This window comes from Geothrix edaphica, assembly GCF_030268045.1.
Classification (GTDB): domain Bacteria; phylum Acidobacteriota; class Holophagae; order Holophagales; family Holophagaceae; genus Geothrix; species Geothrix edaphica.
Map to the genome: position 1 here is coordinate 712,087 of NZ_BSDC01000001.1, position 14,247 is coordinate 726,333.

Below are 14,247 nucleotides of genomic sequence, written 5' to 3' on the forward strand. Positions count from 1 at the left end.
TAGGCGCTTCGCGCGGAAGAAGAACGACCTACTTCAGGTGCTTCTCCAGGAACGCATAGATCTCCTTGCGGGACTCCTGGGCCACCGTGGTGTCGATGCGGTTGAAGCTGTGGCCGCCGGGGGCGTCCTGGTAGATCTTGCTCTCAAAGGTCTTGCCGGCGGCCTTGAGGGCGTTGATGAGCTGCTCGACCTCGACCACATTCACGTCCCGGTCGTTGGTGTTCGTGTGGATGAGCAGGGGGGTGCGGAGCTTCTGGACATTCCACACGGGGCTGCGACGTCGGTATTCCGCCACGGCGTCCTTGGGTTCCTTGCCGATGTGGAACTTGGCGGAGAACTCGGCCACGTAGTCCTGCCCGACGTAGCCCAGGCGCATGATGAGATCCGAGACGGGCACTCCGGCGTAGGAGGCGGCGAACTTCTCCGGGTGGTCGAAGACGGCCATGAGGGCGATGAGGCCGCCGTGGCTCCAGCCCACGATCGCGCAACGCCTGGGATCCACAGGCAGGTGTTCCACGGCCCAGTCCCGGCCTGCGACTACGTCGTCGATCTCCAGGCCGCCGTAGTCGATGGCTTCGTAGAAGCCCTTGCCGTAGCCCGTGGAGCCCCGGTAGTCCGGGGCGACCACGATGTAGCCGCGCTCGATCATCTCCCGCACGATGTGGACGTGGTAGGTGCCGAAGTCGCCGTGGACCCCGCCATGAGGCAGCACGATGAGGGGCAGCTTGCGGCCCTTCTCGGCCTTGCGCGGCACGAAGACGTACTGCTGGATCTTCAGCGGGTGCCGCTCGTTCTTGATGCCGTAGGTCTCCTCTCCCTTGGGGTTGGGGGGCCCGGTGTAGGTCACCTTGTCCACCACGGCCACGTCCGAGAGCCGCTGGAACCAGAGCTGGTCGTCTGCGGCCTTCCGTACGGCATCAAGCTCCCAGTTGAGGCCGTTCACCCGGGTCTCCACGCGCTTGAGGCGATCCTCTCCAGGGGCGGCCTGTCCGGACAGCGCGGGTGCCATCGCCAGGAGAAGGGCGGGAAGGCCGAGGGAAGACCAGGTCGGTGGACGCATGGATGGCTCCGGTTTCAGCCCAGGCTAGCGCGATGAACCTCGTCACGCGAGGGCTGAGCGGCCATGGACAAACGGAGCCGTTCCTCTGAATATGTCGGGTCGCCCCTATTCCCAGTCCGGCCCTTCCCTGGAGGAGACCATGAAGCATGCCCTGAGAGGCTTTGCCATCGTTGCATCCGTCGCGGTCCTTGCAGCCTGGACCCCGGCCCGCGCCCAGGGGCTCCCGATGCCTATCCTCGTCCGGGCCGAGCCGCAGATGGTCTACCCCGGCACGCCGGGCTGGCTGGATTCCAACGGTCGCGTGGCCATCACCATCTCCGGGGAGAACCTGTCCCCGGACGATGACCTCGGCCACCCCGCGGGGCCGGACGGCGGCTACCAGCACATCTTCATCCGCGGTGTGTCGCCCCACGGGGATCGGGTCACCCCCTGGGTTCCCGCCACCGCCGCCAACGGCTGCCAGGTCTATGGCGGGGCCGCCCGGACCGTCATCTCCCTGGGGGTGGATCCCTCCCATTACCTCAGCGAGCCCGGGAGCCACTTCCAGGTGAAGCTCTGGGTGTCGCTGTCGGCGACCGAGGCCGCCGATCCGGTGGGCTCCGGCAGCATGAGCAGCCCCTGGTCCGCCATCAAGACCATCGACGTGGCCCCGGCCGGGGCGGTGAAGCCCTCGGCCACCCCGGTGGCGGGCGCCCCCCCGGTCATCAGCCGCATCGTCCCCGCCGACCTCCTCATCGGGAAGCCCGGCCAGGACTACCGTCTCCGCATCTACGGCACCTTCGCCACGGGGGCCTGCAAGGTCATCTTCGGCGGCGAGGCCGCGGCCCCGGTGCCGGGCGAGGATCCGGCCGTGGGGTACGAAATGACGCCCGCCTGGACCTCCACCGGGAAGGACAACGTCTTCCACGTGACCATTCCCGCCAAGTACCGGCGAACCTCCCCCGGCCAGCTCCGGATCGCAGTCCTGGACAGCGCTGGGCGCACCACCCCTGAGAAGGTGGTGACCTTCAGCGCCATGACCGTGCGCGACACCGGGCGCCCCCCGATCTCGGCCCTTCCGACCCAGACACCCCGGACCACGGCCGTGCCCCCGGCGGCTTCAACCGTGGTGGTGCAGACCGCGCCTCCCCCGCCTCCAGGCCAGCCCGCCGTGTTCCAGGTGAAGCTGACGCCCCCGCCCAAGCTCACCGAAATCCCTTCCGATGTGGCCGCCCGGGGCCAGCGGCTGGCCGCCAGGGTCCAGGGGCCTGCCCGGCCTCGGTATGACCAGGCGCGGAGCGATGTGCTGCGCGCCATGAGGACGCCCACCGCGGATGTCCGCGGCACCGCCCAGAACGCGGTCCGGGGCCAGTTTTCCGGGACCTCGTCCATGGATATCGAGGCCCTCGTGGCCATGGTCCTGATGGAGTCTTCCCGTTCGGCGGAGCAGGATCTGCGGGATGCGCTGGCGACCATGGACCAGATCAACCAGGCCAAGCAGGCCCAGCGCGACCAGGCCCAGCGCCTGCAGGAACAGGAGCGGCGGCTCCGGGCACAGATGCGGCAGGCCTCCCCCGGGGTGGCGGTGGCACCTGGACTGCTCCGGGTGGCGCCCAAGGTGCCGCGGAGCGTGACACGGACCCCGGTCCTGAACCTGGAACTGCCCAGGCTGGCTCCGGACCTGATCCATCCGCCGGCGCCCCGTCAGGATCTGACGGCCGCCCAGATCGAGGCGGAACTGGCCAGGACCAAGGGCAACCTGGATGACCTGTCCGAGCTGGGGGACCTGATGCAGACGCGGCTCCAGCAGTACATGGATCAGCGCGCCAAGGCCCTTGAGCTGTGCTCGAACATCCTGCGGAAGTTCGCCACCACCGAGGATTCGCTGATCAGGAACCTCAAGTAGCCTAGTCACCTTCCCAGCTCACCCAGCCCGCCCGGCCAGGGATCTCCCGACGGGAGACCGCCTTGGCCGGCGGGTTGGCGGCCTTCAGCTCCGGCAGCCAGTCCGCGTGGGTGCGGGCCTGGACGCTGCGCTCGCGCAGGCCGCCCAGGAAGGCGTCAAAGGTCTCGAACAGAGCCCCGCCCTCGACCTCGGTGTGCAGGGCGTAGACGTTCAAGGCATCCTCCCGCACCAGGTCCCAGACCTCCCGGTTCACCTGGTCCGGCGTGCGGCCGTCCAGGCCCAGCAGCTCATCCAGGGTGGGCAGGGTGGTGGGGATCTGGAGGGTGCTGAGCGTGCGTCCCTTCACGATGGGGTAGAAGGGCGCGAGCCCCCGGCAGTCGCCGGCGTAGGCCAGGCCATAGGCCTCCTGCAACTCCAGGGTGGTGTCGTTGCAGCGCCAGGCGGGGCTCACGGCGCCCAGGGGCTTTTCGCCGAAGATGGTGCCGAAGGCCTCGTGGGCGTTCGAGTACCAGTCCGACAGCCACTGGCGCGACTTGCGGTCCAGCAGGTCGTGGTACTGCACGTGGTCCCAGGCATGGATGCCCACCTCGTGGCCCGCGGCCTTCGCGGCCCGCATCTCGGCGGCGGCCCGTTTCCAGATGATGGGTGCGGGGATGAGCACGCCGTACATCATGGTCTTGAACCCGTAGAGCTTGGTGGCGTTGGTGCGCCGCATCTTGGCCAGGAAACCCTTGCGGAAGATGCGCCGGATGGCCTTGCCGCTGTTGTCGGGCCCGAAGCTGAAGTAGAAGCTGGCCCGCATCTGGTGCTTGTCCAGCAGGCGCAGCAGGGTGGGGATGCCCGTGACCGAGCCTTCCAGGGTGTCGACGTCCACGCGGAGGGAAATGGCTTTCATGCTGATTCCTCGAAGCCTCCATTCCACCCGCGAACCGGGCCCACCACAAGGCGCGGGCTCACTGGACCAGGGGAAAGCGCCAAGGCGACCGGGTCGGGTGGCGCCCTTGGAAGGTATCCCTGGTGTATCTGATCGAGTGAAATGGCGAGATAGAGTCTCTGGATCCTTGACGCTGGCGAGGCCCTTGGAAGGCGCTCCATTCCTGCCTCTACGCCGCTCTCATCGAGGCATTTGAAAAAGGGATTCTGCCCGGCGTTATCCGATCTATGATCATCGCGATCCATTCCCGACAGTCTGATCACATAGGAGGTTTCGCCATGCAGAAGTCCCTCCACCTCGATCCCAACAAGTGCACGGGCTGCCTGCAATGCGAGATGGCCTGCGCCTGGGAGAACCACCGGAGCTTCACCATCGCCAAGTCGCGGATCAAGGTGTTCACGTTCCACAAGGAAGGCCGCTTCGTGCCCTACACCTGCACGCAGTGCGACGAGGCCTGGTGCATGATCGCCTGCCCGGTGGACGCCATCCGGCTGGATCCCGTCACCGGCGCGAAGATCGTGCTGGAGCCCACCTGCGTGGGTTGCAAGGTCTGCACGATCGCCTGTCCCTTCGGCACCATCAACTACGTGGCCTCCACGGGCAAGGTGCAGAAGTGCGACCTCTGCGGCGGCGAGCCGGCCTGCGCCAAGGCCTGCCCGACCGGCGCCATCACCTATGTGGATGCCGACTGGACGGGGCTCGGGAAGATGCGCCAGTGGGCCGGCAAGACCGACACCAACCCGGCGACGGTGTGAGGAGCGACTGCCATGGCATGGACCAAGAACGTTCTCCGCGTGAACCTCGAGGCCGGCACCTGCACGACCGAGCCGCTGAATATGCAGTGGGCGCAGGATTACCTGGGCCAGCGGGGCCTCGCCACCAAGTACCTCGTGTCCGAGATTGATCCGAAGGTCGATCCCTTCTCCCCAAAGAACAAGCTCATCTTCGTGACGGGCCCGCTCACGGGCACCATGGCCGCCACCGGCGGACGGTACTCCGTGGTGACCAAGGGGCCGCTCACGGGCGCCATCGCCTGCTCCAACTCCGGCGGCTACTTCGGCGCCGAGCTGAAGTTCGCGGGCTGGGACATGGTGATCTTCGAGGGGGCTTCGCCGAAGCCCGTCTACCTCCTCATCAACGACGGCAGGGCCGAGCTGGTGGACGCCTCCCACCTCTGGGGCAAGACCGTCTGGGAGACCGAGGAGATCATCAAGACCCAGCACCAGGATCCCCAGATCCGCGTGGCCTCCATCGGCCGGGCGGGCGAGAACCGGGTGCTCTACGCGGCCATCGTGAACGACCTGCACCGGGCCGCGGGCCGGTCCGGCGTGGGCGCCGTCATGGGCTCCAAGAACCTCAAGGCCGTGGCGGTGCGCGGCACGCGGACCGATGCCTACCACCTGGCCGATCCCGAGGCCTTCTTCGCCGCCACCGAGGCGGGCAAGAAGGTGCTGGCGGCCAACGGCGTGACGGGGCAAGGGCTCCCGACCTACGGCACCCAGGTGCTCATGAATGTCATCAATGAGCTGGGGGCGCTGCCCACGCGGAACCACCGGGACGTGCAGTTCGAGGGCGCCCACGACATCTCCGGCGAGGCCATGCACGAGAAGCGGCCCACGGACGGCAAAGCCAATCTCGTCACCAACGGCGCCTGCTTCGGCTGCACCATCGCCTGCGGCCGCATCTCCCGCATGGACCCCGGGCACTTCAGCGTGAAGGACAAGCCCCAGTACCACGGTGCCTCCGGCGGCGTGGAGTACGAGGCGGCCTGGGCCCTGGGCGCCGCCAATGGCGTGAACGATCTCGAAGCCCTCACCTACGCCAACTTCCTCTGCAACGAGGACGGCTTCGATCCCATCACCTTCGGGGCCACCGTGGGCGCGGCCATGGAGCTCTACGAGATGGGCGTCCTCACGGAGCAGGAGGTCGGCTTCAAGCTGCCCTTCGGCTCCACAGAGGCCCTGGTCAAGCTGGCGGAGCTGACGGCCAGGGGCGAGGGCTTCGGCAAGGTCATGGGCCTGGGCTCCAAGCGGCTCTGCACGAAGTACGGCCACCCCGAGCTGTCCATGACCGTCAAGAGCCAGGAGTTCCCGGCCTACGACGGTCGCGCCCTCCAGGGCATGGGCCTGGCCTACGCCACCAACAACCGCGGCGCCTGCCACCTGCGCGGCTACATGGTGTCGCCGGAAGTCCTGGGCATCCCCGTGAAGATGGAGCCCCAGGCCACCGAAGGGAAGCCCGCCATGCTGAAGGCCTTCCAGGACCTCACCGCCGTGGTGGATTCCGCCGGCATCTGCCTCTTCACCACCTTCGCCTGGGGCCTCCAGGACATCCAGCCGCAGATCCAGACCGCCTGCGAGGGCGACTGGTCTGAGGAGCGGCTGCTGCTGGTGGGCGAGCGCATCTGGAACCTGGAGCGCGAGTTCAACCTTGCCGCCGGGTTCACGGCCAAGGACGACAACCTCCCGCCGCGGCTGATGAAGGAACCCGCCAAGACGGGCCCGCAGAAGGGGGCCGTGTCCAAGCTCGACATCATGCTGCCCGAGTACTACCAGCTACGCGGCTGGACGCCGGAAGGCGTTCCCACCGCCGAGACGCGTTCGCGTCTCGGCGTGTGACAACGATGGGTTTCGTATGAAACACCTGATCATCGGAAGCGGTCCCGCCGGCGTCATCGCCGCGGAGACCCTGCGCAAGGCCGCCCCCGCCGCGGAGATCACCCTGCTCTGCGGCGAGGGCGGGCCGCCCTACGCCCGCATGGCGATTCCCTATCTTCTGAAGGGGGAGATCGCGGAGGCGGGCACCCACATCCGGAAGGATGCCGACCACTATGACCGCCTGCGCATCCAGCTGGTGCAGGCCCGCGCCCGGGCCATCGACACCGCCGGCCGCACCGTGGACCTTGGCGGCGGGCGCAGCCTGCCCTTCGACCGGCTGCTCATCGCCACGGGCTCCCACCCCAGCCTGGAGAAGATCCCCGGCATCGACCTACCGGGTGTCCACAGCTGCTGGACCCTCGAGGACGCCCGGACCATCCTCGACATGGCCCGGCCCGGCACCCGCATCGTCCAGATGGGCGCTGGCTTCGTGGGCTGCATCATCATGGAGGGGCTGCTGTCGCGCGGCGTGGACCTCACCATCCTCGTCCGCAGCGGCTACATGGTGCGCCGCATGATGAACCCCACCGCCAGCGGCATGATCCGCAAGTGGTGCGAGGCCAAGGGCGTGAAGATCCTCACCCGCACCCAGCCCCTCGGCATCACGGCCGAGGGTGGCGCCCTCCGGGTGGACCTGGGCGGGGGACGGGGCCTTCCCGCGGATCTCTACCTCAGCGCGGTGGGCGTGGATCCCAACCTCGACTTCCTGGCAGGCAGCGGCATCGACGTGGGCCGCGGGATCCTGGTGGATCCCACCATGCAGACCAGCGTCGCCGGAATCTATGCCGCCGGGGACGTAGCCGAGGCCACGGACTGCCTCACGGGTCGGCGGCAGCTCAACGCCATCCAGCCCAACGCCGTGGAGCAGGGCCGCATCGCGGCGCTGAACATGGCGGGACAACCCGCCCAGTTCCGGGGCAGCTTCGTCTTCAATGTGCTCACCACGCTCGGGCTGGTCTCCTCCTCCTTCGGGGAGTGGCAGGGCGTGCCGGAGGGCGAGTCCACCGAAGTCCTCGACGAGGCCCGCTACCGCTACCTGAACCTCCAGTTCGAGGGCGATCGCCTGGTGGGCGCCAACTGCGTGGGCTTCGCCGACCACGTGGGCGCCTTCCGGGGCCTCATCGAGGGCCGGGTGCGGCTGGGCAAGTGGAAGCAGCGCCTCCTGGAGGACCCCACCCGGATCATGGAGGCCTACCTCGCAGCGGCGCACCGGGTGGCATGAAGATCACCCTCAAGCTGTTCGCCTCCCTAGCGGCCCACCTGCCGCCGGAGGCCCGGTCCCGCCATCGGGTCGAGCTGGAGCTGGCGCCGGGCGCCACCGTGGCCGACGTGATCCGCCATCAGGGCATTCCCCCGGGCCAGTGTGCCATCGTGCTGGTGGATGGGGCCTGGGTGGCTCCGCCGGAGCGTTCGGCGCGGATGCTGGCCGAGGGCGAGGTCCTGGCCATCTGGCCGCCCGTGGCCGGCGGCTGATGGACCACCGCCTGGAGATGACCCTCAGCCGCGAGGAGTTCCTGCGCCTCTTGCCGGGGGCCGTGGGACCGTTCACCGAGGAAGACGGCGGCTTCCGGGGGACCGATGGCCCGCTGAGGTGGCGCATCCGGCTCATCCCCCTTCCGGAGCTCCGCGTGGGCCGCGTGGTCCTGCCCCGGTACCAGGTCGAGATCCGCCTCGAAGGCCATACGGCGGGCCAGGCGGAGGCCTTCCTGGCCCGCTTCCAGCGCGGATTCCAGCGGGGCGGGGGCTAGAAAACCCGCAGGTCCCGTATAATCCACGGATGCCCACTCAACGCCCTGCCGGAATCCTGCGCTCCTTCCCGCCTGTCTTCTGGCTGGCGAATGTCATGGAGCTCTTCGAGCGGGCGGCCTACTACGGCCTCAACTCGGTGCTCGCGGTCTATCTCACGAACGAGGTCGTGAAGGGCGGCCTGGGCTTCACGGAACAGTCCGTGGGCTTCCTCCAGAGCCTGATCTACGCGTTCACCTACGTCATCCCCATCGCGGGTGGGGCCCTCGCGGACCGCTACGGCTACCGCCGCATGCTCCTCTTCGCCTTCTCGATCCTCACCGCGGGCTACTTCATCGCGGGGAATGTCACTTCCTACGGGGCCGTGTTCGCGGGGCTGCTCGTGATGGCGACGGGCGCGGGCCTGTTCAAGCCCATCATCTCCGGCACCCTGGCCCGCACCACCACGGAGGAGAACTCCGGGTTCGGCTTCGGCATCTACTACTGGATGATCAACATCGGGGCCTTCCTGGCGCCCCTCGTGGTGAGCGTGCTGAAGGGCTTCTCCTGGCGCTACGTGTTCATCGCCTCGGCCCTCTACTGCGCCGCCATGCTGGTGCCCACGGTCTTCCTCTTCAAGGACCCGCCGAAGCCCGCGAACACCAAGAGCCTGCGCGAGGTGGCCCACGGCGCGGCCATGGTGCTGGGCGACGCCCGCTTCATGCTGATGATCGTGGTCTACTCCGGCTTCTGGATCCTCTACTTCCAGAACTTCGGATCCGTGCTCTGGTACCTCCGGGACTTCGTGGACGCCACGCCCGTGAACCGGTTCTTCGCGTCCTTCGGCGTGCCCCTCAAGTTCGACGCCGAGCACGTCACTGTGGTCAACGGCGGAACGATCATCCTGCTGCAGGTGCTCGTGAGCCGCATCGTGAAGAAGATCCGACCCCTGCCGACCATGGTGTCCGGCATCGTCATCGGCACCATCGGTTTCCTCTGCCTGGCGGCCTCCACCAACGTGTGGGTGTTCATCCTGGGCATCTCGGTCTTCTCCATCGGCGAGATGACGGCCCACCCGAAGTACTACAGCTACGTGGGCCTGGTGGCCCCAGCGGACAAGAAGGCCGTCTACATGGGCTACGCCTTCCTCTACGGCGTCATCGGCAGCCTCATCGGCTCCAGCCTGGGGGGCATGCTCTACGGCTCCATGTTGAAGCCCCTGGTGGGTCAGGCCGGCGGACCCGCAGCCGCCCGGACCTTCTGGCTCCTCTTCGTGGCCCTGAACATCGTGGCGGCCGTCGGCCTCATCCTCTACGACCGGACCTTCGCCGAGGACACGCCGCAGACCAACGAGAAGGCCCGGAAGATCATGCTGGGGATCTACGGACTGCTCCTGGCCGGGGGCGTGCTGTTCGTCTGGTCGGCGGTCTCCGGGGACGCCGTGTCCTACAAGACCCTGGTCCAGGCCGTGATCATGCTGGCCCTGGGAGCGGGCGGTATGGTCGTCAGCCTTCGCAAGGGCTGATCGGAGGGTTCAGCTTTGCCGGAACCCCTGGGACCGGTCCGTCCGCCGCGCCTGGATGAAGCGGCGGATGGGCTCGAAGTCCATGCCCGGGCTGGGCAGCAGGACCACGCCCAGTCGGGTGGGATACTCCTGGCCTTCGAGGTAGGCCAGATGCCGGACCTCGCCGGGACAGTGGAGGACCGAACCGTCCGGCAGCTTCGCGTCGATCTCCACCGGGGCGTGGAGGTCCACGATCAGGGCCTCCTCCAGGGCCAGGCCCACGCCGGTTTCCGTGAGGTTCACCAGCAGGGCGTCGAGGATCCGGCCGCCCAGGCCCACGCGCACCTTCAGGGGGGATTGATCCGGAGCGGCCACGCGCATGTCCCGGCGGCGGTGGAGCTGGGCGGACTCGTGGGGCCAGTCCAGGCGCAGGAGGGTGTCGCCTTTGTCGTCGAGCAGGGGCGGGAGGAGGAGGGACTCCAGGGTGAGCACCTCCTCGCCCAGGAGCACGGTGAGGGTCACGGGCGTGCCTTCGGCGGGCACGGCGTCCCGGGCATGGAGACCGGACAGCTCGAGGGTCGAGCCGGGGCGGAAGGCGTGGATGCGGAGATCACCCAGGAGGCGGGAGCTGGCGGTCTGGAGCCGGAGGCTCGCGACGGCCCCGGTCAGGCGGGCCTGGATGAGGAACTGCTCCAGGACGGGGGCGGACAGGGGTGAATGTCCCATGGGGTGATGCCTTTCAAATGCCTTGGCTCAGCCGGTCCGCCAGGTTGGAGTGGAGTCCTGCGGCCAGGATGGCCTTGGCGGCGCCATGCACATCGTACTCCAGGCGGTGCAGGCGCACCCGCCGCCGGCCGGGATCATAGGTCATGAAGGACACCCTCGGGTCCCGGTCCCGCGGCTGGCCGACGGAGCCGGGGTTCACCAGGTAGCGGCAGTGGGGCTGCATGGCGAACCACTCGCCCGGCTGGAGGCAGATCCAGTTCAGCCGCCCCTGGGCCTCGTCCAGCTCGAAGCAGCCGGGGAGGTGGGTGTGGCCGAAGAAGCAGAGGGGCCCCTGGAAGGCGTCGAAGGCCAGGCTGATCTCGCGCATGTGAAGCAGGTAGGCGTCCTCGTCCATCGGCGACCCGTGGGCGATCTGGTAGTCCTCGCCCACCCAGGCGGGGCCCACCGGCAGGTCCGCCAGGAAGCGCCAGTTGTCCTGCCGAAGCTTCTCCCGGGTCCAATCGGCGGCCTGCCGGGCGGGCAGGCTGAAGGCCCCGTAGGGCTCCAGGCCCGCGCAGACCTTGTCGTGGTTGCCCCGCACCATGAACCGGGGCCGCAGCTCGCGCACCTTGTCCAGCAGCTGGTTGGGGTGGGCCCCGTAGCCCACCAGGTCGCCCAGGAGCACGAAGCGGTGGATGGCCCGCCGCCGCGCGAACCGGAGCACGGCCCGGAGGGCATGCAGGTTCGAGTGCAGGTCGGAGAGGATCAGATCCACTGGGATATTCCTGGGGGAGGAATCCAGTCTACCAAGCCGTCATCATGGCGGAGACAAGATCCTCCGGGCTCCGGCCGAAGGGCAGCAGGGCGGGGGTCAGGGACCAGGCCGCGGCCCGGGCGGCACAGCGGGCCATGAAGGCGCCCCGGTCCTGGGCGAGGGGGCGCCGGGGATCCCGGCTCACCCGTCCCCAGGCCCGGGCCGGCGGCTCCGCCAGCCAGAGGGGGGCGAAGCCGGCGGCGATGACCACCTCGCGGTTGGCCGGGGCCTCCCAGGCGCCGCCCCCCAGGGCCACCACGGCGGGCGTGGTGAGCAGGGCGGGCAGCAGGGCGGATTCCAGGGACCGGAAGGCCCCTTCACCCCGCCCGGCGAAGATGGCGCTCACGGGAACGCCCTGGTCCGCCTCGATCACGTCATCCAGGTCGTGGAAAGGCAGGCCCAGTCGCTGGGCCAGCAGCCGGCCGAGGGTGCTCTTCCCGGCGCCGCTGCCGCCCAGGAGCACGATGCCCTGACCCCGCCGGAAGGGCGGCCGGATCTGCCACCGCGCCTGCTGGATCTCCCAGCCGAGGCTCGCGGGATCCGTGGACTGGTGGACCTCGCCCACCATGGCCAGGGCTTCGGCCCCGGCCTCGAAGCAGGCCTTGGCGTCCGCGGGGCCCAGGCCTCCGATGGCGATGGGGGCGAGGCCCTGGGCCCGCAGGGCCGCGCAACCCGCGCGGAGCCCTTCGAGGCCGATGGGGGTGGCGTGATCGGACTTCGTGGCCGTGCCGCGGAAAGGGCCTACGCCCGCGTGATCGCAGGCCGGATCCACGGCCTCCCACTCCGCGGGCACGTGGGTGGAGGCTCCGATATGGCAGCCGTTCAGGCCCGGGAGGCGGAGCGCCTCGGCCGCGGGCAGGTCGCCCTGGCCCAGGTGGAGGCCCCAGGGGGCGAGCCCCTCCCGGGCCGCGAGCAGGGTCAGGTCCGCCCGGTCGTTCACGCAGATGAAGGGCCAGCCGCCGTTCGCCGCCGCGTCCGCGAGGGCCGCGCGCAGTTCCAGCCACTGGGCCTTCGCATCCAGGGGCTTGCCCCGGAACTGCACCAGCGGAAAGCCCGCCTCGCCCAGACGGCGGATTTGCGCGGAAAGGGACTCCGGGCGTGATGCGTCGGTGATGGGGTAGAGGGGCGGGAGGTGGAGCATGGGCCCCAGTCTACGCCGCCTCGCCATCCGCGAACTGCAGCCGCACCAGCTTGGCGTAGACGCCGTCCTGGGCGATGAGGCCGTCGTGGGTGCCGCGCTCGACGAGGGCGCCCTGGTCCATGACCCAGATCTCGTCGGCGTCGCGGATGGTGGAGAGCCGGTGGGCGATGGTGAAGGTGGTGAGGCGGTGGCTCACGCGCTCGATGACGGTCTGGATCTTGGCTTCGGTCTCGGAGTCGATGTTGGCGGTGGCCTCGTCCAGCAGCAGCACCGCGGGTTCCAGATAGAGCATGCGGGCGAAGGCCAGCAGCTGCCGCTCGCCGGCGCTGAGCTTCTGGCCCCGCTCGCCCACCTGGGTGTCCAAGCCCTGGGGCAGGCGGGCCACCAGGTCCTTCAGCTGGCTCTGTTCCAGCACCGAGGTCAGGCGGCCCTCATCCATGGGCCGGTCCAGCACGATGTTGTCGCGCAGGGTGCCGGAGAAGACGAAGACATCCTGGAGCACCAGGCCGAAGAGGTCGCGCAGGCTGCGGAGCTTCAGCTCCCGCACGTCCACGCCGTCCACGGTGATGCGCCCCTCGTGCACGTCGTAGAAGCGCATGAGCAGGTTGATGAGGGTGCTCTTGCCGGCGCCGGTGTGACCCACCACGGCCACGCGGCGGCCCTTGGGGATGACGCCGCTCAGCTCGCGGACCACCTTCCGGCCGCCCTCCTCGTAGGCGAAGGTGACGTTCTCCAGGCGCACTTCGCTGGTGAAGGCGGCTGGCTTGGCATCGGCGGCTTCGGGAATCTCCTCCCGGTTGTCCAGCAGCCGGAAGATGCGCTCGCTGGAGGCCAGGGCCGTCTGCATCACGTTGTAGCGCTCGGCCAGTTCCCGGATGGGCCGGAAGAACCGGCCCGACTGCTGGATGAAGGCCAGCAGCAGGCCCCAGGTGATGGCGCCAGCCTGGAGCTTGAAGCCCGCGTAGAAGATGAGCGCCGCCAGGGTGCCGGAGGTGATGAACTCCACCACGGGGAAGAACACCGCGTAGGCGAAGATGGTGCGGAGGAAGGCCTGGAAGTAGTCCTCGTTCAGCGCCTTGAACTGCTGGTCGCTGTGCGCCTCCTGGGCGTTCACCTGGACGAGGCCCATGCCGGAGATCTGCTCCTGGAGGAAGGCGTTGATGGCGGCGTAGCGGCGCTGGGTCTCCCGGAAGGCCTCGCCGGCCCGGCGGCGGAAGATCTCCGTGGCCACCAGCAGGAAGGGCAGGATGCCCAGCGCCACCAGGGCCATGCCCGGGTGGGTCCAGAACATCCAGGCCACGATGGCCAGCAGGGAGAGGGCATCCCCCACGATGGCCACGAAGCCCGAGGCGAACATCTCGTTCAGGTTCTGCACGTCGCTGGTCACCCGGGTCATGAGGCGGCCCACGGGATTGCGGTGGAAGAAGTCCGTGCTGCGGCCCATGAGGTGCGCGAAGAGCTGCACCCGCAGCTCGAGCATGGCCTTCTGTCCGACCTTGGCCAGTAGGAAGTAGCGGGCGAAGCTGACCAGGAAGCCTGCGATGAGCACGCCGAAGAAGCCCGCGATCATGGGCGCGGCGCCCTTCAGGCTGCCCTGGTCCATGAAGCGGTTGATGAGCCGGAGGGTCAGCTCCGAGGGCATCACCTCGAGGAAGGCCCCCAGGGCCATCAGGCCGAGCAGGGCCAGGAGCGCCGCCCACTGGGGACGCAGGTAGCCGGCCAGGCGCCAGAGCAGCGTGTGGCGCATGGGCCGCTGGTCCATGCGGTCGGATTGGAAGAAGGCTCCCTGTTCGGACATGGGGTCATTCTCCCACAGGCGCCC

General features: G+C 68.8%; 13 protein-coding genes. 7 read left to right on the forward strand and 6 right to left on the reverse strand.

Annotation, left to right across the window (positions count from 1 at the left end; translation table 11 throughout):
• Positions 1–28 precede the first annotated feature (28 nt).
• On the reverse strand, positions 29–1,060 hold the full coding sequence (locus QSJ30_RS03160; protein WP_285606328.1) for an alpha/beta hydrolase family protein: 1,032 nt from the start codon (positions 1,058–1,060) through the stop codon (positions 29–31).
• Between the two features lie 226 nt (positions 1,061–1,286).
• Between QSJ30_RS03160 and QSJ30_RS03165 the strand changes: the two genes are divergently transcribed.
• The gene (locus QSJ30_RS03165; RefSeq protein WP_285606329.1) at positions 1,287–2,945 is read left to right on the forward strand and encodes a hypothetical protein; all 1,659 of its coding nucleotides are present in this window, start codon (positions 1,287–1,289) and stop codon (positions 2,943–2,945) included.
• A gap of 1 nt (position 2,946) precedes the next feature.
• Here the strand turns inward: QSJ30_RS03165 and QSJ30_RS03170 are convergent, their stop codons facing one another.
• On the reverse strand, positions 2,947–3,840 hold the full coding sequence (locus QSJ30_RS03170; protein WP_285606330.1) for a polysaccharide deacetylase family protein: 894 nt from the start codon (positions 3,838–3,840) through the stop codon (positions 2,947–2,949).
• A 317-nt stretch (positions 3,841–4,157) separates the two neighbouring features.
• Here QSJ30_RS03170 and QSJ30_RS03175 point away from each other — a divergent pair, with 317 nt between their 5' ends.
• The 6 genes from QSJ30_RS03175 to QSJ30_RS03200 are packed head-to-tail and all read left to right on the forward strand — an operon-like array spanning position 4,158 to position 9,786.
• Positions 4,158–4,634, forward strand: coding sequence for a 4Fe-4S dicluster domain-containing protein (locus QSJ30_RS03175; RefSeq protein ID WP_285606331.1), 477 nt, complete (start codon positions 4,158–4,160; stop codon positions 4,632–4,634).
• A gap of 12 nt (positions 4,635–4,646) precedes the next feature.
• Complete coding sequence (locus tag QSJ30_RS03180) at positions 4,647–6,497, forward strand: aldehyde ferredoxin oxidoreductase family protein (protein ID WP_285606332.1); 1,851 nt, start codon at positions 4,647–4,649, stop codon at positions 6,495–6,497.
• 16 nt (positions 6,498–6,513) lie between these two features.
• Positions 6,514–7,758: an NAD(P)/FAD-dependent oxidoreductase gene (locus tag QSJ30_RS03185; protein ID WP_285606333.1), complete on the forward strand. Its 1,245-nt coding sequence runs from the start codon at positions 6,514–6,516 to the stop codon at positions 7,756–7,758.
• Complete coding sequence (locus QSJ30_RS03190) at positions 7,755–8,009, forward strand: MoaD/ThiS family protein (protein WP_285606334.1); 255 nt, start codon at positions 7,755–7,757, stop codon at positions 8,007–8,009. Before QSJ30_RS03185 ends, QSJ30_RS03190 begins: the two co-directional genes overlap by 4 nt.
• Entirely contained in the window at positions 8,009–8,284 is a 276-nt protein-coding gene (locus QSJ30_RS03195; RefSeq protein WP_285606335.1) for a hypothetical protein, read from the forward strand. The genes QSJ30_RS03190 and QSJ30_RS03195 overlap by 1 nt, the downstream gene beginning before the upstream one ends.
• Before the next feature lie 29 nt (positions 8,285–8,313).
• Positions 8,314–9,786 carry an MFS transporter gene (locus QSJ30_RS03200; RefSeq protein ID WP_285606336.1) on the forward strand — a complete coding sequence of 491 codons (1,473 nt, stop codon included), beginning with the start codon at positions 8,314–8,316 and terminating at the stop codon, positions 9,784–9,786.
• A 9-nt stretch (positions 9,787–9,795) separates the two neighbouring features.
• Here QSJ30_RS03200 and QSJ30_RS03205 read toward each other — a convergent pair whose 3' ends face one another.
• Genes QSJ30_RS03205 through QSJ30_RS03220 form a run of 4 tightly spaced genes read right to left on the reverse strand, consistent with a single transcriptional unit; the run spans position 9,796 to position 14,223 of the window.
• On the reverse strand, positions 9,796–10,491 hold the full coding sequence (locus QSJ30_RS03205) for a PilZ domain-containing protein (protein ID WP_285606337.1): 696 nt from the start codon (positions 10,489–10,491) through the stop codon (positions 9,796–9,798).
• A gap of 13 nt (positions 10,492–10,504) precedes the next feature.
• Positions 10,505–11,245, reverse strand: a complete 741-nt coding sequence (locus QSJ30_RS03210) for a metallophosphoesterase family protein (protein WP_285606338.1) — start codon at positions 11,243–11,245, stop codon at positions 10,505–10,507.
• Positions 11,246–11,273: 28 nt separating this feature from the next.
• Complete coding sequence (locus tag QSJ30_RS03215) at positions 11,274–12,425, reverse strand: shikimate kinase (protein ID WP_285606339.1); 1,152 nt, start codon at positions 12,423–12,425, stop codon at positions 11,274–11,276.
• A gap of 10 nt (positions 12,426–12,435) precedes the next feature.
• Positions 12,436–14,223: an ABC transporter ATP-binding protein gene (locus QSJ30_RS03220; protein ID WP_285606340.1), complete on the reverse strand. Its 1,788-nt coding sequence runs from the start codon at positions 14,221–14,223 to the stop codon at positions 12,436–12,438.
• Positions 14,224–14,247: the final 24 nt, after the last annotated feature.